This is a genomic window from Micromonospora marina (genome assembly GCF_900091565.1).
GTDB lineage: Bacteria > Actinomycetota > Actinomycetes > Mycobacteriales > Micromonosporaceae > Micromonospora > Micromonospora marina.
In genome coordinates this window covers 126779-146705 of sequence record NZ_FMCV01000011.1, presented here as the reverse complement: position 1 = coordinate 146705, position 19927 = coordinate 126779, and the positions used below count along the sequence as shown (strand labels likewise).

Annotated in this window: 18 protein-coding genes; 11 read left to right on the top strand and 7 right to left on the bottom strand. The window is 64.8% G+C overall.

Going from position 1 to position 19927, the window contains the following annotated elements:
* Positions 1-418: 418 nt before the first annotated feature.
* The 6 genes from GA0070215_RS15325 to GA0070215_RS15305 form a co-directional block, all read right to left on the bottom strand.
* The gene (locus tag GA0070215_RS15325) at positions 419-1954 is read right to left on the bottom strand and encodes an ATP-dependent nuclease (RefSeq protein WP_091046596.1); all 1536 of its coding nucleotides are present in this window, start codon (positions 1952-1954) and stop codon (positions 419-421) included.
* A 686-nt stretch (positions 1955-2640) separates the two neighbouring features.
* Entirely contained in the window at positions 2641-3867 is a 1227-nt protein-coding gene (locus tag GA0070215_RS29840; RefSeq protein ID WP_167361520.1) for a DNA adenine methylase, read from the bottom strand.
* 19 nt (positions 3868-3886) lie between these two features.
* On the bottom strand, positions 3887-5284 hold the full coding sequence (locus tag GA0070215_RS28045; protein ID WP_141708199.1) for a DNA double-strand break repair nuclease NurA: 1398 nt from the start codon (positions 5282-5284) through the stop codon (positions 3887-3889).
* A gap of 9 nt (positions 5285-5293) precedes the next feature.
* On the bottom strand, positions 5294-7255 hold the full coding sequence (locus tag GA0070215_RS15315; protein WP_141708198.1) for a helicase HerA domain-containing protein: 1962 nt from the start codon (positions 7253-7255) through the stop codon (positions 5294-5296).
* 288 nt (positions 7256-7543) lie between these two features.
* Positions 7544-8014, bottom strand: a complete 471-nt coding sequence (locus tag GA0070215_RS15310) for an NUDIX domain-containing protein (RefSeq protein ID WP_091046587.1) — start codon at positions 8012-8014, stop codon at positions 7544-7546.
* A gap of 24 nt (positions 8015-8038) precedes the next feature.
* Entirely contained in the window at positions 8039-9262 is a 1224-nt protein-coding gene (locus tag GA0070215_RS15305) for a helix-turn-helix domain-containing protein (RefSeq protein WP_091046583.1), read from the bottom strand.
* A gap of 368 nt (positions 9263-9630) precedes the next feature.
* Here GA0070215_RS15305 and GA0070215_RS15300 point away from each other — a divergent pair, with 368 nt between their 5' ends.
* The 3 genes from GA0070215_RS15300 (at position 9631) to GA0070215_RS15285 (ending at position 11212) form a co-directional block, all read left to right on the top strand.
* Entirely contained in the window at positions 9631-9903 is a 273-nt protein-coding gene (locus GA0070215_RS15300; RefSeq protein WP_244167012.1) for a hypothetical protein, read from the top strand.
* Positions 9896-10138 carry a hypothetical protein gene (locus GA0070215_RS15295; RefSeq protein WP_091046580.1) on the top strand — a complete coding sequence of 81 codons (243 nt, stop codon included), beginning with the start codon at positions 9896-9898 and terminating at the stop codon, positions 10136-10138. The genes GA0070215_RS15300 and GA0070215_RS15295 overlap by 8 nt, the downstream gene beginning before the upstream one ends.
* Before the next feature lie 348 nt (positions 10139-10486).
* On the top strand, positions 10487-11212 hold the full coding sequence (locus tag GA0070215_RS15285; RefSeq protein ID WP_091046576.1) for a GntR family transcriptional regulator: 726 nt from the start codon (positions 10487-10489) through the stop codon (positions 11210-11212).
* A gap of 32 nt (positions 11213-11244) precedes the next feature.
* Here GA0070215_RS15285 and GA0070215_RS28040 read toward each other — a convergent pair whose 3' ends face one another.
* Positions 11245-12255 (bottom strand): CBS domain-containing protein, encoded by a 1011-nt coding sequence (locus GA0070215_RS28040; RefSeq protein WP_141708197.1) that lies wholly within the window; start codon positions 12253-12255, stop codon positions 11245-11247.
* A 243-nt stretch (positions 12256-12498) separates the two neighbouring features.
* Between GA0070215_RS28040 and GA0070215_RS15275 the strand changes: the two genes are divergently transcribed.
* From GA0070215_RS15275 to GA0070215_RS15240, 8 genes are all read left to right on the top strand, one after another.
* Positions 12499-12927 carry a hypothetical protein gene (locus GA0070215_RS15275; protein ID WP_208600350.1) on the top strand — a complete coding sequence of 143 codons (429 nt, stop codon included), beginning with the start codon at positions 12499-12501 and terminating at the stop codon, positions 12925-12927.
* A gap of 382 nt (positions 12928-13309) precedes the next feature.
* On the top strand, positions 13310-14746 hold the full coding sequence (locus tag GA0070215_RS15265) for an FtsK/SpoIIIE domain-containing protein (protein ID WP_091046566.1): 1437 nt from the start codon (positions 13310-13312) through the stop codon (positions 14744-14746).
* Positions 14743-15444, top strand: coding sequence for a DUF2637 domain-containing protein (locus tag GA0070215_RS15260; RefSeq protein WP_091046563.1), 702 nt, complete (start codon positions 14743-14745; stop codon positions 15442-15444). Before GA0070215_RS15265 ends, GA0070215_RS15260 begins: the two co-directional genes overlap by 4 nt.
* Before the next feature lie 65 nt (positions 15445-15509).
* Positions 15510-16190 carry a replication initiator gene (locus GA0070215_RS29095; RefSeq protein ID WP_244167010.1) on the top strand — a complete coding sequence of 227 codons (681 nt, stop codon included), beginning with the start codon at positions 15510-15512 and terminating at the stop codon, positions 16188-16190.
* Positions 16191-16194: 4 nt separating this feature from the next.
* A complete protein-coding gene (locus GA0070215_RS29090) occupies positions 16195-17226 on the top strand; it encodes a replication initiator (RefSeq protein ID WP_244167009.1) in 1032 nt (343 codons plus the stop codon).
* A gap of 17 nt (positions 17227-17243) precedes the next feature.
* Complete coding sequence (locus GA0070215_RS15250) at positions 17244-17537, top strand: helix-turn-helix domain-containing protein (RefSeq protein ID WP_244167008.1); 294 nt, start codon at positions 17244-17246, stop codon at positions 17535-17537.
* A gap of 11 nt (positions 17538-17548) precedes the next feature.
* Positions 17549-19012, top strand: coding sequence for a tyrosine-type recombinase/integrase (locus tag GA0070215_RS28035; protein ID WP_244167007.1), 1464 nt, complete (start codon positions 17549-17551; stop codon positions 19010-19012).
* A 106-nt stretch (positions 19013-19118) separates the two neighbouring features.
* The gene (locus GA0070215_RS15240; protein ID WP_091046556.1) at positions 19119-19925 is read left to right on the top strand and encodes an HAD family hydrolase; all 807 of its coding nucleotides are present in this window, start codon (positions 19119-19121) and stop codon (positions 19923-19925) included.
* Positions 19926-19927 lie beyond the last annotated feature (2 nt).

Here is a 19927-nt window from a genome sequence, read left to right as displayed (position 1 = left end):
GGACGGCCGGAGGCCGCCCGCAGGGCAGTCCGCCAGCGCGTAACCAATTCCCGGAACCCTGCCTTGCAATGATCAAGACTGCTGTCTGCCTGCGTCGGTAACCGCTACTGGCCTGCTCGTGCTGTCGCCTACCGTCGGCCTCGGACGGGGTCCGTCGGCGGGCTTGGCTGTACGGATGGCTGCACAACCACGATCCCAACCTCACCTGCTCCGGTCATCGCTCGGGCAACCCTCGCACCGCCCTTTCCATGACGGCTGCTGCCTCGGAAGAATGAGCCACCGTTCGCGAGAGGTTCCTCCCGCCGAGCCCGGTCCACCGCATCTGCAAAAATCCGAACCGATCGCGCATCTAAGCCCAACCTCTTCCGGCGTATGCCGCAGTTCGGGGCGGCCGGCAGATGCTTTCCGTCCCTACAAGCTAGGGGCTAGCCACGCCCCCAGACACCCGACCGAGGGCGAGCAAAGCTCCTTCGATTGCTTGAAGCTTATCGATCACCTCACCTGCGGATTGAGAAAAAGCCTCTCTTGCTGCAAGCTCATCTTCAGCGATCCAGGCTAGAACCTTGTTGAGAAGCAGGCGCTTCGCTTCCCGACGCCTTCTCCTATCCGTCTCTAGGAGTGCACGGTCAACGTCGTCTTTGAACAAAGATGGATAGTAAAGCTCGAAATCGGGACGGTCAAAATTGATAAAGCGATCCGATGGCCACCCGGAGAACTTGAGCTTCAGCTTTTCGATAACGGAGATGCCAGACTCATCGCCATCTGCGATCACCCAGGCTCGGCCTCGATACATCGGTTCAAGGTGAGCGAATAGAAAGAGTTCTAGATAATCCTGCATGATGGGCTCGAGGCGCGAAGTGCCAGTGGCGGCTAGCGTCCTGAGGCGAAGCAGTCGCGGAGCGAACCACGGAATGAGGAATTCTCTCGCCAAGCGTTCGGCGCTGGACTCCTCGAAAATCAGCCACCCCTCTCCGAGGTCGAGATCCGCTAACTCGTAGCCCAAGTCCTGCATTACCGATAGCCGGGCCGCTGGCGAGCTAACTACATCGTAGGTACTGATCGGTGGAACCTTGCCGTCGCTCTTACTGTGGACGACCACAGCGCCAGGGACAGCGCCGAGCTTGGCCAAAACGATGCTACTATGAGTCGATATTACGAATTGATTGGTGCGCGCAGCACTAACAACCAGGTCCAAAAGCGCCTTCAACGCCTGCGGATGGAGGTCACTCTCTGGCTCTTCAATTAAGAACAGCTTGTTTTGACTAGAACTCAGACTAAGTAGCAAGTTAAGCGCCGAGGTGATGCCCGCACCCATCGCGCTCAGCGGAATCTCGGTGAACCGATCGATCTGAACACCTAGCCGCTGTTGTCCGTGCTCGCCTGTCAAGATGTTCAGGTTGACGCCGAGAACATCTCGACATGCCGTACGGAATGCGCGCGCCTCAGGTATCTCCGAGGTAGCGAGGGTCATCACCCTCGAAACAAGATTCGAGTCCGTCGGGCTAACAGTTATCGCAGAATCGCGCCGAACCTGCTCTTCGTAGCGCGATTGGCGCCGCGTCGCCAGCACCGGATAAATGGCATTATTGGGTTCCACATTCCCGGCTAACCGCGCAGGCTGAGGCTTGTCTCCTTCAACAAGTCGAGCTCGGACTTGCTCCCTGTCTTTCCCTATCAGGCGGACAGTAGATCCAGGGTCGATCGGGGAGTAACCCATTACCCGAGAAATCCTACTCCATTCACCGACCTTCAAGTCAATCTCGAACTCCGAAGACCCAACGCGGACGTCACCCTCCTCCTGGGGTGCCCCTTCTTGAGAAAGATAAAGGGCGCGAATGATGGTCGACTTTCCTGAGTTATTTCGACCAACAAGCAAAGTTACGGGACCCAAAGGAATCTCGCCGGAATCGACGATTGAACGGAAATTCTTTATCGAAACCGAGGTATAGTGCATTTCTCTCCTAGCTCAGCCCGCGACCGCTAACAAGGATCTCGTCGCATCGACGCAGCTTAAGCCCTCGTCTGCCATCCCGTCTGCCGCCGACCCACACACCGTGGAGCGGGCCAGGGCCAGGGCGACAAGGTGGAGCGCCCTACCGGACGTACGACCTTGTCGCCCTGGCCCTGGTCTGCTCGGCTTGCCTGGGTCGGTGGCTGGCGGGATGGCATCCCACCCCAACCACCCACGACCCCAACCGTTCGGCAACTCCATACCGGAGTCGTTGCGCCCCCGCCGGAGGCAGCTCTAACCCCAACCCGCCCCACCCTCCGCCTCTCCTCCTACCTCCACCTCTTCCCCACCTCGGACCCGTGAGCGGCTGACGGATTCCGTTCGGCAACTCGATCGGCCGACCGTCGACCGTTCCGTGGTGAGACGTCACCGGGGCTGGAAGACACGGAAGGTAGAGCTATCGCATGGCCTCGGTCGGTCCATCGGACTCGTCACCGGGTCCCTTCACGGACCCAGGGGTGACGCGCGGGGCGAGGCGTCATTTGCGGGCCGGCTGGCTTTCCGCCCGACGCCGTAGGCGGCCGGGGCGGCAGCTCGGTAGGAGCCGGTTGCCGCCCCCCGGCCCGCGCCGCGCGGAGCGCCTTGATTTACAAGAGAGGGTTTCGGCAATCGGGCAGCTACAGCATTCTTCACTCACCGAGAGGCCGGAAGTCGTCGTCCGTTGGCACCGTCGAAGGCGGCAGCGTAGTTAGGAGCAACTCATCGGCCGGCCCCCGGCCCTTCCGCGCCGAAGCTGTGTAGCGCAAAGACACTAGTCTCTTAGAGATCCGCCACCGGCGAACGCCAAGAACCTCTCGTTCATGCGCAGAAGGGGTCATCTCTCTAGAGAGATAAAGCGCCGGATCACTCAGAAGACTTGCATGGGAGTCATAGGACAAAATCCACCGGAACTGGATTCGACGGCGAAGGTATTCGGCGAGATGTTGATGAGGTAAAATGTTTGACCAGTGGAGGTCACTAACGGGGCTAGCGCCATACCCTCCATTGGGATTGAACGACTTCTGGTATAGCTTATCCGACTTTTCGAGGTAAGGCGGATCAAGATATGCCACCACATGGTTCGGTATAAGTTGCGGATACCACTCAGGGACGTCAGCCAGGGTTCTCTCCCAATGCTTGCACCAGACATCCACCAAACGGCCCTCACCGTACAGCCACCCGACATATCGCACACGTTCCATCAAGGGTTCGAGGGTGAACCGGCAACCAATGCCATACGCCGACGTCTGAGAACGGCCGCCAATTGGGCCTGCCTGACCATGCAGAATACCTGAGAAGGTGGTTCTGTTCAGGAAAAGGCATTTAACAGCTGCTTCGAATCGGGCTGTTGCCGCAGAGGTGCCTGGCCGCGGCGTCCAAGCCCGCCAGTAGTCCCATCGGTCTAGCGCTATCTGTCCCCCAAGACTCACGAACCGCGCGTGTTCATCGCACACTCTGTCGACGAGGTTTTCGGTTTCCGCCGCCGCAACCTGCCAAAAGGCAGCTACAAGTGGGTCCGCATCGGCAAGAAGGACGCGGTCCACTACGCCAGATCCAACTAGACGAAGGGAAGTCGATGCACCTCCGGCGAAGGGCTCAACCAACAGGTCTACCTTGCCAACCTGAGGAGAGTGGACGGCATTTCCTATCAATCTGCCGATGAGGTCAGCGAGCCCGGTCTTGGCGCCTGGATAACGGAGTGGGGTTTGATAACGAGCTCGCGCAAGCGGATGATCTAGGAGCCCGGAGGGATGTGGCAGCTTCCGAGCTGTAGGCCCGATCTCTGGCGGCACGGGAGGCACAGCAGCAAGGCCTCGGGCAGCCGGGACCTGCTGGTCGCCCTTGGCCGACTTGCTGGCAATGCGCTGCGCGCTCATAGTCGAGCCTTGGAGGCCGTCATATTTGAGGACCTGCCTTCGGGGTTCCATCCGGCTCTAAACCCAGTTTCTGCTTCGCAACGAGCCGAAGTACGTCGGTTCCGACGCCAATCGGGAAGGCCGCTCTACCATGAGCTGCTGCTACGGGAATAATGCCATCACGATACATTGATGAGCCAGTTCTATCTATGACATCCAAAATTGCAGGTATCGTGGGGTAGTTATCCGGGCCGGACTGACCCCCATTTTCGTCGTAAGCAGGACCGGCAGCAGGCGGGATCGTAGCGACAACTACTCGGCCATCAAGGGCGCGGTAGACAAACTTACGCCCCCAGTAAGTCTCCTTACCATACGATTTGGGATTGTCCGTATTACAGACAACCTTGATAACGTCTGCGTCACATATCAGCAAGTCGCCCTCGCGAATAACATCATGCCTGGCTAGTTGGCGAGCGTAGTCAACCAGCGCGCCCGTCTTCTCTAAGCCGCAAAGAAACGGCCCGACTCCAGGCGTCGAGGAACACATCGCCTGATAGTATTCCAACGCGCGCGCTCTGAGCTTCGCAGGGGGTCCGTGAACCGCTAAGGGCCCGTCTACGATAAAAAGCGTTGAACGTAGCAGGTCCGCCCGCGATTGCGTCCACAAAAGCGTCACTAGCCCAACAAGCACCAGGAGCTCCAAAACCGACATCAAGCGGCCAAGAGCACCCTCATTTGTTCCTTCCTCCGCCACTTCCTCATGAATGCGCAGCACATCTGTGGGGTACAGCGTTTCGCCACACGCTGGACACTCACCACCGCCAGCTCGGACTGGAATGCCTCGGCTCTTGCAGTTCTCTTTCGGGCAGTTGACCGGTACGGTTGCGGCAGGAGCGCCCGGATGACCATGCAAAAGCATGAGAAGATCCAGGAGACTTTGGTTAAGGCGATTAACCTCTACCTTTTTGGAAGCAAAAATTCGAAATAGGGCTTCGCGCCAAGACTTCTTAATATCAATTCCGCGACGGGTGTAGGCTCCGGCAGTCGGAAGATCAAGTGAAACCAGAGCAGTGTTGACTGCACGCTCGATGGCAACCGGATCAACGAACCGCACGTCCTGCTGCTGCTCCATTGTTGCGAGATCAACGTATGCTGCAGCTGCCTGCGCGTACCCGTAGACCACCGAGGGTAGCCCGTCCCGAACGCGTTCGGCCACACGTGAACCGTCGATCGCAATTGCAGCTGTCAAACGATCAACGCCCTCAGGGGAAGGGAAGGCTGACCGCTTCAAGACTTTCGCCTTCAGCCAGTCGAGATCGCCAAGTTCCTGCGCTGGAACGTAGAAGGAAGCTCTATCCGCAATCGCTCGTAGAGCGGCGTTTGAATGCCCAACACGCGATGCCAGTTCATACGATCCAGAGACTGTCTGATATGACAACGCCGACTCCTAGCCTTCGACTGGCAGAGGCAGAGGAGGGTCACCTGCGGCGGCTCTAGCTTCGTTGACTAAAGCGCGGTCGTATCGCTCTATCTGGACCGGTATGATGTAGGGAGAAGACAAGGTCTTGAGGCGAACGTAGCCCTTATCCTCTGACGCGATGATCGATTCTCCAAAAGACGCAAAATCATAGAACTTTGAAAGCTCCTGGACTTCTTTCGTGTTGTTAAGGTGCGCTACAACCCAGTTGGCGGTATTCGCCTTCACTTGGTGAGCGACGCCTGAGACCTCTTGCGTGGCATAGGTCATTCCTAGGTTCAGCTTGCTTGCCTCTTTCGCGAGCCTGACCCAAACGTCACCGTCATCTTTATACCGATCGGCAGCGAAGAGGTTGTGCGCCTCTTCAAGCATCACTTGGATCGCCGGTGGGGTTGCCCCTGACGTGAAGACTCTTGTCTGCACCGCCAGCAGTCTGCGGGTGATGGACTCGGAGAGAGCACGAACAATAGGGGGTGAACCAACGTGGAGGTCCACGATGACGATCCGCCCGTCCTTCAAGTGATCATAAATCTCAAAGGCTGGGTCACGTTGTGTATCTTCGTTATGAAAGTCCTTGAGATCAATGAGGTTGCGCCAACCTCTGACTCTGCTTGAGCCGCTCGTCTGACCTGTGTAGATTGGCTCGGTCGACTGCCATCTAATGTCATCACAGAAGTCAGCAGCGTGCGCATTCCCACCTTCGCGAAGCGAAATAATGCTGTCGACGACGCCCCGAACGTCATCTGCGCGCACAGACCATTGCTTGCCAGCTTGCCTGAAGGGGTCGCGGCCCAGTACACGGGTGATCTCTGCACGAAGATCGGCCTTTATCGACACGAGGACCGAATAGGGGACATTCGTTCCAGCGTTTTTCTGAGGCACTTTGAAGTCGGCGCGAAGGAGCGCAGCGTACAGAATCAAGCGGCCACGCTGGGCCCTGGTGGTCTGAGAGTAGTCTCCTGCGACGTCAGTAAAATGAGTAGCTGCGAAGTCGTTCACATATCCAGCCGACCCATCGGACCTAAGCTTGTCAGCAATAAGCCCTTGCACCGCCTCGATCTGGTCAGGGTCGTAGAAGTTGATTCCCAGGGGTCTAACGTGAGCCTGCGAACCGTCTGCGCCAAACTTGAAGATTCGGACGTGCCGCTCGCCAATGGCGGCCACTTCCGTTCCGTCCTGGGTGTTTGGATTCGCATATTCGCCCTGAGGGTCGAAGATAAGTTGACCAATCGGGGCCTTTCCGGCTGCCCGCCGCTGCTCGGAAACTGCGAATGTTCTAGCGATTACGATCTTGGCTGTATTCGACTTACCGGTACGGGTCATCCCTAGGAGCCCGGTTTTATTTCCTATGAAGTCGTGGATATTCACCTTCACGGCGGCGTCCGCCTGCTTCGACGCCTTTGCTCGCCGAGTGGTGGCCGAGTATCGGACGTGACCAATTTGCACAAGATCGACGGGGCCGTCCGAGGGCTTTAAATACGAAGCAATGTAAGACAGCCCCTCGCCTACTGGCTTGAGCACCCTATAAGTCGACGTGGCGTAGAAGTTATCAACGTCGGCACCATAGGCGATTTCTCGCTTACCATCTCGATCATCTTCAAAGAAGGTTCCCAGGATCCTGCATCTCAAGCCGGTGAAGGAAACGCGATTTCTGGTGAAAGGATCGAGCTTTACATCAAGGACCATAGAAGGCGAGGGGTCTGCATTCTGAGAAAGTGCAGTCCTTAGGGCTTCTTCTCGGACCGCGTGAAGGTCTGACTCCATCGCTAAGGGTGCAGTTCCCTCAACGCGAAGAAGGAGAACTTCATCATCGTCCTGGGATTCGCCGTCGACCTTGCGAGCCGTCGCAATAAGGTAGGCGAACTGAGGAATGCCACCGGCGTGAGTCTTCCAGGTGTCATGAGTTAAGACGATGGCCTCGCTGTAGTTCAAGCGATGGATCGCTCCAACTCGGACCGACCGATCCTCAGCCAACAGCTCTTTCTCAAGCAGATGGCCAGAGCCGATGCCCGGAATAATGTTAGACACCTAGGAGACCCCCACGTCATCAGTTGGTGTCAAGACAGTTACCCGGGCGAGGGTACAACTGCGCAAGCGTGCTGGGAAGTGGGGCCGTGACAGCAGGGCAGCCTTGACCTAGCTGCAGGCTAGGCCTTCGGCGAGATAGAACGCCCCTCCTCATCGGAGTCTTCACCCACCGTTTCCGCAGGTAGATGGCAACTAGCCAAGCGCGTTGCCGTGCTCCGCGTAGACGCCTTGACGGGCTGACCGGGCCTCAACCGCAACCTGAATGCGACGAGCGAGTCGCGGCAGCACAAGTTGTCCAACCTCGTCAATGACAACAAGCCGACACTCGTCTAGTTCGCCATCCTCAAACTGGACTTCGCGAAGCTTGCTTGGACCGAGAAGCCCTCCGTCAAAGACGAACAGGATCTTGTCTCCCTCCCTCTCGGCAGGAGCCCAGTCCACAACCAGCATGGATCCAATGTCGACCTTGAGGCCGAGTTCCTCCTCGATCTCCCGGATGCACGCAGCGCGGGGTGACTCTCCGGGCTCAACATAACCGCCGGGAATGTCCCAATGTTCCTTGTACGTTGGGCGTACGAGCAACACGCGGCCTTCGTTGTCGAAGAAGAGGGCGCCGGCGGCGACGCGTGGGGTTGCCGTGGGTGGCATCTCGTTGGCCGTCATCAGGGCAGCCTAGATGGGCTGGGTTTAGTCGAGCACCTTGAGTCGCTGGGCCAGTCCGACCAGTTCGGCTGAGGGCTTGCCGCGTTGTCGGCGGATCCAGGTGAGGGCGAGTTGTCGGCTGAGGAAGTGGTGGCGGACCTGTTCGGGTGCCATCTGTTCGGCGTCGAGTAGGACGGCTTGGGCGTCGTCGACGCGGTTCCATGAGCTGTAGGCGCGGGCGATTTCGAGGGCGTGTCGTACGCGGCGTTCCATCGGTAGGCCGGCGGTGTCGACGCGGGGTCCGAGGTCGATGGCGACTTGTAGGTCGCCCAGTTCGGCGGCGGTGGCTACGCGATGGATGGCGACGTTGGTCGGGCCGAACGCGGTCCAGAGGTGGTTGCCGTCGGCCCCAAGCTGGCCGGCGGCTTGGTCGGCGGCGGCGAGGAAAGCGCGGGTGGTGGCAGCGTCGTTGGACCGTGCGGCGGCCATCGAACCGGACAGGAACAGGGTTCCGTAGACGGAGAGCAACGCTGGCGTGGCGTGCTTCAGGTGGGGCTCAAGGTAACCGGCGGCGTCCTCGGTGAGGCGTACTGCTTCGGCGTAGCGGCCGGTGGCGTGTAGGGCGTGGCCGACGGAGCGGAACAGGGAGCCGGTGATGAGCGGGTCGCCGGTGGGGCGGACGGCGGTCAAGCCGCGGTCGGCGGCGATCCAGGCGAGGTCGCTTTCCCCAAGTTTGGTGAGCTGGGTAGCTGCGAGCTGGTACGCCAGACCGAGCAGGCGGCGGGCCTGGTCCTGGTCGTCGCCGTCGTGGTGGTCGGCGGCGGCCTGGGCGCGGTGCAGCAGGTCAGGCAGGCGGCCGGTGACGTACCCGAATCGTGAGTCCTGGTAGGCGTCCCACAGGGCGCCTACCTCATTCCTGAGCGCGGCGACGCTCGACGGCTCCACGTCCGTGCCGCCGCCGAACGGACCGAGGGCGCGGTAGTTCATCAGGGCGGCGCGCAGGGCGGGCACGGTTTCGGTGCCGCTGTCGCCGGTCCAGTCGAGCAGCGAGGGTTCGCCGAGCAGGTCGCCGAGTGAGACGTCCAGGACTTCGGCGAGGGACTTGATGACGGAGAGCCGGTCCAGCTCGATCCGGTTGTTCTCGATCTTGCCGAGCCAATCGGCGGTACGACCGATGAGCCCGGCCAGAACTTCCTGGGACAGGCCGCGTCGTCTGCGGTACCAGGCGACGCGTTCGCCGATGGTCAGGGTGTTGGTCGTCCCGCGCACCGGTTCACTGTCTCCCCTCGGTCGGCTGCGACCCCGGAAGGATTTTCCGGGTCACTGGGCGGTATGTGCCACAACCTGTCTTCATGACGGGGCTGAACGTATCGAGCAACTGCCAATCCTGCTCGGGCGCGGGCTGGAAGTACACCCTTGCCCGCACCGCTATTCGGGGGATGGGGCGTGGGTCGGAGCGAACTCGTTCGCTTGCCCGGCGGTCCTGCCTGGACTGCGCGGGTTCCGGTCGCGCGGCGACCTGCTGAGGCTGGCCCAGGGTGGGTGCTGGTGTGGGACCGCGACCCGAACGACGGCCCGTGAATGACCCGCCCGCCCCGGCGCCCCGCAAGCCGGCGCCGTCCCGGCCGGGCGTCCCGGTGCCAGGCGACCTGGTGCTAATCGACGGACGGGCCTCGGTGCAGTTCGGCGGCGATCGCGCGCTGTGGCTACGGGTGACGTCGGTATGCGACAAGCCGACGTATCACGGCTGGGTGTGGCTGACCGGCTACGCCATCGACCTGGCCACCGGTAAGGCGCTGGCGCGGCGTGAGGTCTTCGCGCAGATCGCCGGCCTTCAGATCCAGCGACGCACTACCGACAACGCGCCGCCTCGAAACGTGGCGCCGGTGATGAGGAGGCGCGGTGTTTGACGTTCGGGTACGACTCGGCGCGGTGCTGACGATCGATGCAGCAGATCGTCTTCTGCCGTCGGACGGGCCGGTGACGTTGTGGGTGACTGGGGTTCGGCTGGTGGCCAACCGTCCGCCGCAGGATGAGTGGATCTGGGTCGAGGGATTCAGGCTCGGTCCGTCCGGCCGTCACGGTCGGCAGGCGCAGATCCTGGTGCGCGCGAGCAAGCTCCCGCCGGATGGGGCGGCCCAGTGAGCACCTACCTGTCCAGTGCGGTGCGCGACCAGCTCCGGGCGGCACAGGCGCAGCTTGACCAGCACACGCCGTCGAGCGCGGACGGGCGCTGCGTCACCTGTGGCGAGGAGGGTCCGTGCCCGCAGCGTCAGGCAGCGTTGCGGGTGTTCGGCCGGTACGGGTGCCTGCCGCGTCGGTGGCCGGGTGCGACTCGTCCGGAGTCGGTGGGAGCGCCGTCGTCATGGTCGGGATGGTTGGCCGCAGCGGTGGAGCATGTGACGCCGAACGGCTGACCTTGCTTGTCCTGTCATGCAAACAACTCATAAGCTGCTGAGATTCATGCAGCGTTCCTAGGTGGGGTGGCCCGCGATGGCGTACGAGATTCCGACGCCGAAGTACCTGCGCGTGTTGAACACGCTGCGGAAGCGCATCGAGGACGGCGACTACGCGCCCGGTGCGGCACTGCCGTCGGAGAACCAGCTCTGTACGGAGTTCGGGGTGTCCCGTCCGACGGTGCTCAAGGCGCTGGGCATCCTCAAGCAGGACGGCTGGATCGAGTCGCAGCAGGGCAAGGGCAGCTTCGTACGCGGCCGGCCCGCCTCTGGCCGCACCTCGCCCGACTACGCTCGCGACGCGGTCGAGCTGGACGAGACCGGGGAGACGGAGATCCTGCATGTCGGCCCGGTGCTCGCGTCTCCGCGGATCGCGGCGGAGTTGAAGATCCCGGAGGGTACGCCGGTTTACGAGCGGCGCCGCCGGACCGTCTCGGAGGCGGGGCCGGTGGACCTGGTCGCCACGTTCGTGCCGGTGGATATCGCGGTGGGTACCGATATCACCAGGCCGGACCCGATCGCGGGTGGCCTGCTGGACCTCATCGCCCGTCACAAGGGCCTACGCGCCGACTACGCCACCGAGCGGATGACCGCCCGCCGGGTGAGCGACGTCGAGGCTGAGGCCCTACAGGTGCCAGCCGACGAGTCGGTGATGAGCGTCGTCATCACCGTCCACCAGGCATCCGGCAACCCGATCATGACGTCGGTGCTGGTGATGCCCGGCAGCCGCCACGAGATCGAGGACACCTACGCGATCTCCTAACACCCACTTGCCACCCAGGGCGGACGAGGCCCCTACGCCATTAGTTTCCGCAGCCATTGCGCGAATCTTCTGAGCTTGGCCACGCTCTCTTCGTCGAGCGGATCTGGACTGAAGTGCATGATATCGTTCCGAATCTCACGCACTTCATCCAGAGCGTCAATGAATACCTTGCGATCCAGGTGCCAGTTAAGCCGAGACCAGCGACCTGGGTTCTCGAGAAGTCGCTGATACTCGCCAAAGGTTAGATCGGCTGCTTCGCCAACGGTGCGATCGACGTCTTCAGGGTCCGCTATTTCTGCGAGCTCGTTGGGGCTGAAGACGTCGTCGATGATTGCACGCAATCGCCTTTCAATCTCACCGATGATGAAGAACGGATTGGCGGTACGAGAGAATTCTTCACTCAGATCCGCCGTGGTGACAATGCCCCGTATCCTCTTGTCCTTTGCCTGCACGAACACGAAGCCGGCGTCAATAATCCGTGGGATTTGAGCTAGCAGATCATCGTCCTCTCGAACGACCTCAGCGGTCACCGTGACGTCCGCCAGCGCGGTAGTGACTCCGCGAATCCGCGCGTGTGAGATTGACTCCCAACTCACAGCACCCCTTAGGTCACGCTCCCCTGAAAGGATTGCAAGTTGCGAATACCCATAGCGGAGCATTAGCGATTGCGCTTTGGATACCTCATCCTGGGGGCTGACCGAAACCACTCCAGAGTTTGCCGACCTGAGACTACCAACTCTCAGGAAGATCTCGGCCGGAGCGCCTTGATCCTTCTTTACGGTATCCACTTCAGGGATAGGCACGAGTACGTCTTGAGGCTGAAGGGGCACTATTTTGACTGACGAACCGATCCATACATCAACGAACGGCGGAGTCGTCTGAAGTCCATGCGCTTCCAAGGAGTTCCGGATCTGCTCCACAATCCAGTAGCCTCGCCGCTTCGCGCCCCAGTAGTTCAAAAGGTCACGCACGGAAACTTCGATCGGGTTGGTGCCTGCCCGATCCTTCGCCTCGGCAAGGAAAGCCTCACGGTCTACACTCACGCCCGACCCCGCTCTGTCCATGATGGATCGACACCATAGGCAGGAGCGACCGGCCAGGGCAATCCACAGCCCGCCAAGAGTGCCCTTACAAGCATCCCCTCGTGGTGCTGCCGACCAAGGGGGCGAGTGGGAGCCGGGCGAGGAGAATCCCTTGCTTGTGCTTACAAGCTGACGTAGCTTGTTAGCTCAACCGGTTGTCAGATGGACGATTGGTGAGGCTAGGAGGCTGTCGACGTGGTTCCGATGACGTTGAAGGTGCCCGTCCCGTCCGAGTACGTGTTCCCCGCCGGGGCTCTCTGCCTCGGGGTGTCGCCGCAGATCGACTTTGAGCGGCGTGGTGAGGCGGACAACCAGGCGCGGGACAAGGAGACCGGAGAGCGGGTCTGGGTGGTGCGGGTGATGGACCTGGACCCGGAGGCCGGGAAGTTCGGTCGGTCGACCGAGGTGAAGGTCAAGGTCGTGGCGGCGCAGCAGCCGGTGCCGCCGCCGTCGACGGTGCCGGGTTACCCGCCGGCGGTCGAGTTCGAGGGCCTGACCCTGACCCCGTACGTGGATTCGCAGCGGTGCAAGCCGGGCCGCTCGTCGGGTGACTGCCGCTCCCGCATGGCGTACTCGCTGCGGGCCACGGCGATCCGGCCGGCGTCGATAGTGCCGGGTTCGGTGGCGGCCTGACTGGTCGCTGTTTGGCGCGCGGGGCGGGTCGTTTCCCCGCCAAGAGTCCCGGCCCGTCCCGCGCTCTCCCATCCCTCACGTGTGAAGGAGGGCGTGATGCCCACCGTAGTTCCCCCTGCCCTGAACTGCTCTGAGGGCCGCTGCTCGTCGGGACGGTGGTCCTGATGTCCCGTACCCGTCTGATCGGCCTACGCCACGCCTACCGCGAAGCAGAAGCGGCGATCCGGTCGGCGCTGCGGCTGCCGCCGGCTTCGGCGCGGGTGTGCGCGATCCGCTGCCCGCGCTGCGAGGAGTGGGTGAAGCCGCGCCGCTTCGACCTGCGCCGCATGTCGTGCCGCTCGTGCATCGCGACCCTGGCGCGTCCTGGCAGGGGTGGGGACCTGTGCCTCTGATCAACATCATCCCCGGGGAGAAGATCCCGGTGGCGCCGATGAACGTGCGCCTTCCTGCGTGGCGGGTTCCGGGTTGGCTGCTGGTGTTCTGGTGGCTGGCCCGGGGCCTGTTCCGCCTCACGGTCCTCGCGATGCGGTACTGGTGGCTGACCGCCCCGACCGTGGCCGTTCTGTGGGTGCGGGCCGAGTATGGCGGCCGGGTTTTGGCCGGCGTCGTCCTGGCGGTCGCCGTTGGGTGTGCGGCCTGGTGGCGGTGGCACCCGTCGTCGTGGCTGCGCTTCGGCTGGTACCCGATCGTCAGCCGCGTCCGCGCCCTGGTGGTCTACCGGCCTCGGTGGGCGTCGGTCATGGCGACGTGTGGGCTGGCGACGGTTTTCGCCGGTGACCGCTACGTGCCGCAGCTTCTCAAGGTGCGCTGCGACCGCTACGGCGACGAGCTGACCGTCCGCATGCTGCCGGGGCAGATCCCGGACGACTGGGGGCAGGCCGCGGAACGCCTCGCCTACGCCTTCCGCCTGCGCACCGGCCAAGCCCGCTCGACGGCCCGCCCGGATCGGGTGGTGATCCGATTTCTGCGCCGTGACCCCTTGGCCGGCACCGTGGCCCCGATGCCGGTGGCTCAGGTGCCGAACCTCGACGGGCTCACGCTCGGGGTGCGCGAGGACGGGCAGCCTTACCGGCTGCGCCTGGCCGGCTCGCATGTGCTCATCGCCGGGGCCACGAACTCCGGCAAGGGGTCGGTGTTGTGGTCGCTGATCCGGTCCTTGGCCGGCGGTGTCAGGTCGGGGTTGGTGGAGCTGTGGGCATTCGACCCGAAGGGCGGCATGGAGTTGGCGGCCGGGGTGCCGCTGTTCGCCCGGTTCTCCTACGACGACCCCGACGGCATGGCCGGCGTCCTGGAAGAGGCCGTCAAGCGGATGCGCCTGCGGGCGGCCCGCCTGCGCGGGGTCGCCCGCCAGCACACGCCGACACCGGATGAGCCGTTGATCGTCCTGGTGGTCGACGAGCTGGCGGCGTTGACGGCGTACATCACCGATCGGAAGGTGCGCGACCGGATCAAGGAAGCCCTCGGCTTGCTGCTGTCCCAGGGACGGGCGGTAGGGGTGCACGTTGTGGCGGCGTTGCAGGATCCGCGCAAGGACGTGCTGCCGTTTCGGGACCTGTTCCCGACCCGCATCGGGTTGCGGCTGACCGAGCCGGAGCAGGTGGACATGGTCCTCGGCGATGGGGCTCGTGACCGGGGCGCGCTGTGTGACCGCATCCCCGAATCGGCCCCCGGTGTGGGGTTCGTCGTCCTCGACGGCGTTCGCGAACCCGTGCGGGTCCGCTTCGCCTACCTCACCGACGACGACATCCGCCAACTCGGCCGCGACTACCGGCGGCTCTGCGACGACACCGACAACGACGAGCAGGAGGTGACCCGGTGAAGGCCAACGCAGATCGGGTGGAGGGCGTGGTCCTGGTGCTCATCGTCCTCACCGTGGGCGGGCTGGCCGGCGCGGCGTCGTTCACCCACGTGCACGACTGGACCATGGCGAACTCTCCGACCGGTACCGGGGACTGGTTCGGCTGGGCCAACGCCGCCATCTCCGAACTACTGCCCCTCGCGGCTTTGCTGACGATCCGGCGGCGACGCCGCACCGGCGGCCCGATCGGGTACCCGATGTTCCTGCTCGTCTGCGCCGTCGCCCTGTCCCTGTCGGCGCAACTCGCCGTGGCCAAGCCGGGCGTGTCCGGGTGGCTGCTGTCGGCCGTGCCGGCGCTGGCGTTCCTCGGCCTGTCCAAGCTCATCTTCTCCACCACCCCCGCCCCGGCGGCGGTCCCCGTCGACAAAGCGGCAGACACCAGCGAGTGGGGCGACGTCCCGCCCGGCTACAACCCGGCCGACGACCGGCCGCCTTTTGACGTCGCCGACGAGGACCAGGCGGTGACCCTCGCCGTCGTCGATGAGGGCCAGGCGGTGAACGTCGCCGTGGAAGCCACCGACGAGCAGCCTCGCCCGGCGGCCCTCCTCCGCCCGGTCCATGCGATGCCGGTGGAGCGGCGGCCGGGACTGGTGCCCGTGCCGGCGGCGGCGTTCGCGCCCCGCAACGGCAGCGTCTTCGGCGGGGAGCGTGACCGGTGAGCCAACTCGAACTCATCCCCACGACTCCCGTCGAGCAGCCCCGGCCGGGGTCGCGGGCGGACCGGATGCGCAAGCCCTTCGCTAAGGACGCGCTCAAGCAACTCGCCGAACAGAACGGCGTGTGCGTCCGCCCTCTCGCCCTGCGGCGTACCGACACCGCCACCGGCCTCACCGAGGTCGTGGAGGTGCCCTGCGGTGCGACCCTGGCGGCCAAATGCAAGCCGTGTGCGGAGCGGGGCCGGCGGCTGCGCATCCAACAGATTCGCGAGGGCTGGCACCTCGCCGACGAACCCGCCGTCCGCCCCGACAAACCCGGGGAAGATGTCCTCGCCCTCGTGCGGGTCCGGGCACACCTGGAGTTCGAACGGGAAGCGCTGCGTTACCAGCCGATGGCCCCCGACGAGCGGGCCGCGCAGATCGCCGACGTGGACGCCGCGATCGTTGAGCTGGATGAAGCGCTCGCCGAAACCAGCCTGCGCGGGCACCTGACCCCGAAAGAGCGCGACGAGCGGCCCCGGCGCAAGCGGTCGACCAGGCGGCGGCAGGACTCCCCAGACCTGCCACGCCTGCCGGTCGCCCCGCGCACGGTCGGCCGCGCCTACTCCGGCAAGGCAGGCAAGACACACCGGCCGTCAATGCTCATCACGCTCACCCTGGGCTCGCACGGGCCGGTGCACTCCCACCTACGGCGCGGCGCCTACGTCGCCCCGTGCGAGTGCGGCCAACGGCACGCACGGCCCGTATGACGACGTGCTCGGCACGCCCGTCGACCCGACCAGCTACGACTACCGGCGGGCCGCGCTCGACTCGGTCCACTTCGCGCGGGTTCTTGACCGGTGGTGGCAGAACGTCCGCCGCGCCGCCGGCTGGAACGTCCAATACGCGGGCGCCGTCGAGCTGCAACGCCGGCTCGCTCCGCACGCGCACTTCGCCATCCGGGGCACCCTGCCCCGCCGGCTGCTCAAGCAGATCGCGGCGGCCACCTACCACCAGGTGTGGTGGCCACCCTTCGACGAGCTGGCCTACCCGGTCGACAAGCCACCGGTCTGGGACGTCGACCGGCAGGCGTACGTCGATCCGAAGACGCGCGAGCCGCTGCCCACCTGGGGTGAGGCCCTCGACGCCCTGGAGGAACCCGACAGCCGCCCCGCCTACGTCGCCCGGCTCGGCCGGATCGACGCACGCGGCATCGAGCAGGGCACCAAGGACGCGGAACGCTCCATCCGGTACGTGACGAAGTACGTCACCAAGGACCTGACCGACCAGGCCAAGCCCCGCACCGACGCGCAGAAGGCACACTTCGACCGCCTGCACGCAGAGCTGTCGGTGCTGCCGTGCTCGCCGACGTGCGCGAACTGGCTGCTATACGGCGTCCAGCCCGACGGGGTCAAGGCCGGCTTGACCCCCGGCCGGTGCACGGGGAAGGTCCACCAGCGCTCCACCCTCGGCTTCACCGGCCGCCGCGTCCTCGTCTCCCGGCAGTGGTCGGGCAAGACCCTCGCCGACCACCGCGCCGACAACCGGGCCTGGGTGAGGGCGATCCTCGCTGGCGGCATGGCCGACATCGAGGAACACGACCAGCCGGCCGACGACGCGGACGGCTCGAAGCGGTACCGGTTCGAACTCGCCCGACCCGAAGACCCAGACGTGCCGCCCCTGGAACACCGCCTCCTGCGATCGATCTCCGCCCGTATCCGCTGGCGCGCAGACCTCGACACCGCCCGGCTCCGAACAGCCGCCGCTGTTTCGGCAACTGATCAACCCGCCGCGCTCGCGGCCTGAACCCTGGGGAGGAAATCTTGTCCATCGTCGTGCCGTTCGCGCCTCGGCAGGCCGGGCCTCGTGCTGGCGACGTCGCCCCCGGCCACTGCCCGCCCCGGCCGGTCCGGGCCGTCTACACGGTCAAGGAAGTGGCCGCGCTGCTGTCCCTGTCGGTCAGCTCGACCTACGCCCTGGTCCGGGCCGGGCAGATCCCCGCCGAGCGGCTGGGGCGGCGCTGGGTGGTGCCGCGTAGCCGTTTCCACGCATGGCTGGACGGTGCCTCTGGCGGCCTTTCGGCAACGGGTACCGACGCGCCGCGCGGGGGTTGGTGACCGTGGGCTTCGTGAGCAAGACGCCGGCCGGGACCTACCGGGCGAACTGGCGGGATTCGGCCAACCGACAGAAGGCCAAGACGTTCCGCACGAAGAAGGAGGCGAACGCGTACCTGGCTGAGGTGGAAGGCGCGATCAACCGGGGCACGTACGTCGACCCGCACGCCGGGCGGATGCGGTTCGGCGAGTTCGTGACACGGTGGCTGGCCGGGCGGTCGGTGGAGGTTCGGACGGCCGAGCGGACGGAATCGATGCTGCGAGCGCATCTGCTGCCGCAGTGGGCGGAATGGCCGCTGGCGCGAATCGACTACCTGGCGGTGCAGGAGTGGGTGACGAACCTGGGCCGGACCTTGGCGCCCTCGACGACGGCCAAACACCTCGGGATGCTGTCGATGATCATGCAGACGGCGATCCGGGCGCGGCTGATCGCGGTGAACCCGTGCGAGGGGGTGCGGATACCGCGAAACCGGGCTGGTGAGGCTCGCGCCGGCACGATCAGCCGGGAGGCGTTCCTCGGCCGGCTGCTGCCCGCCGTGCCGGTCGAACACCGCGGGATCGTCTGCGCCGCCGCCGGGGCGGGACTGCGCTGGGGTGAGTGCGCGGGCCTGCCCTGGGAAGCGGTCGACCTCGACCGAGGGCTCGTGCACGTCGCCCAGGTGGCCGTGGAGACCCACGGCGGGGTCGTGCTGCGGACGTATCCGAAGACTCGGGCCGGCGTGCGCGCGGTGCCGATGCCGCGGTTCCTCGTCGACGAGCTGCGCCGGCGGCGCGGGGCCGGCTCGCCGGACGGCCGGGCGCTGGTCTTCGCCGACCGGGACGGCGGCCCGCAGCGGCGGTCGAACTTCCGGCGCCGGGTGTGGCTGCCGTCGCTGGTGCGGGCCGGCCTGCTCGGTCGCGTGACCGAGGTGGCGCCGGGCCGGTGGCTCGCGGTGTGGCCGGATCGGGACGGGCGGGAGCAGCGGACGGGGTTCGCCACGGAGGCGGCGGCAGTAGCGCATGCGGCGGCCTCGGCGGTCGGCGGGTTGCGGTTCCACGACCTGCGGCACTCGTACATCACGTGGCTCGTCACGGACGGGGTGCCGGTCAACGTGGTGCGGCGGGTGGTGGGCCACGAGAAGGCGTCGACGACGCTGGACCGGTACACGCACACGCCCGACGACTACGCCGATCGGGTCCGGCTGACGTTCGCTGACGATTCGCTGACTTTCCGCCCGGAGCCGCACCCGGCCGATCCGGAGAACCCGCCTCCACCTGCGCCGGAACGGCAAGCCACAAAGGGACGACCCCCGTCGGGGGGAGACGGGGGTCGTCTTGTGGTTCGGCTCCGGGGGGGTCGAGCCGAACCGACCCAGCGGTTACGGGGGGTGCAACCGCCGAGGCCCATCGGCGCCGGGCATGCGAACTCCCGTCGCGAGAACAAGCATGCCGCAGTCGACCCTTATACGTCGAGTGTTGTTCACTCCACGCAAAGCTAATTCATCGATAGCTGCCTGTGACCGCCATCACTCCAGGGGGTGCTCATCGGCTTTCGCTACCCGGGCGGGCGCCCCCACGCCTCCCGTCGGGCTAGACTTTCGCGCCGTGGGCCGCAGCGCCGCTTTCTTCGATCTCGACAAGACCGTCATCGCCAAGTCGAGCGCCCTGGCGTTCGGTCGGCCGTTCTACCGGGACGGGCTGATCACTCGGCGTGACGTGGTCAAGTCGGCGTACGCGCAGCTGATGTTCCGGCTGGGCGGCACCGACGAGCAGACCATGGCCCGCACCCGGGACTATCTGGCCACGCTCTGCAAGGGCTGGCCGGTGGAACAGGTCCGCCAGATCGTCGCGGAGACGCTGCACGAGCTGATCAACCCCTACGTGTACGCCGAGGCGGCCGCTCTCATCGAGGAGCACCAGGCCGCCGGGCGGGACGTCGTGCTGGTCTCCGCGTCCGGCGACGAGATGGTCCGGCCGATCGGTGAGCTGCTCGGGATCACCGACGTGATCGCCACCCGGATGGGTGTGGTGGACGGCCGCTACAGCGGCGAGGTCGAGTTCTACGCGGCCGGTCCGAGCAAGGTCGAGGCGGTCAGCGAACTGGCGCTGGAGCGGGACTACGACCTGGCCGACTCGTACGCGTACTCCGACTCGTACTCCGATCGGCCGCTGCTGGAGTGCGTGGGGCATCCGACGGTGGTCAACCCGGACCGGGCGTTGCGCAAGCTGGCGGTGGAGAACGCGTGGCCGGTGCTGGAGTTCCGGCACCCGATTCCGGTGGGCCGGCGGCTGCGCGAGCGGCCGGCGGTGCCGGTCGCGGCGGCGGCGCTCGGCGTGGGCGTCGGCGTGGCCATCGGCATCGCCTGGTACGGCCGGCACCGCCGTGCCCGCGCTGCCGCGCCCACCGCCTGACA

What these genes read in the sequence shown, in the direction of transcription:
- GA0070215_RS29840 (WP_167361520.1), bottom strand. Translation starts at nt 3,867, where the DNA reads ATGAGCGCGCAGCGCATTGCCAGCAAGTCGGCCAAGGGCGACCAGCAG.
- GA0070215_RS15285 (WP_091046576.1), top strand. Translation starts at nt 10,487, where the DNA reads ATGGCGTACGAGATTCCGACGCCGAAGTACCTGCGCGTGTTGAACACG.
- GA0070215_RS15275 (WP_208600350.1), top strand. Translation starts at nt 12,499, where the DNA reads ATGACGTTGAAGGTGCCCGTCCCGTCCGAGTACGTGTTCCCCGCCGGG.
- GA0070215_RS15325 (WP_091046596.1), bottom strand. Translation starts at nt 1,954, where the DNA reads ATGCACTATACCTCGGTTTCGATAAAGAATTTCCGTTCAATCGTCGAT.
- GA0070215_RS15310 (WP_091046587.1), bottom strand. Translation starts at nt 8,014, where the DNA reads ATGACGGCCAACGAGATGCCACCCACGGCAACCCCACGCGTCGCCGCC.
- GA0070215_RS29095 (WP_244167010.1), top strand. Translation starts at nt 15,510, where the DNA reads ATGCGCAAGCCCTTCGCTAAGGACGCGCTCAAGCAACTCGCCGAACAG.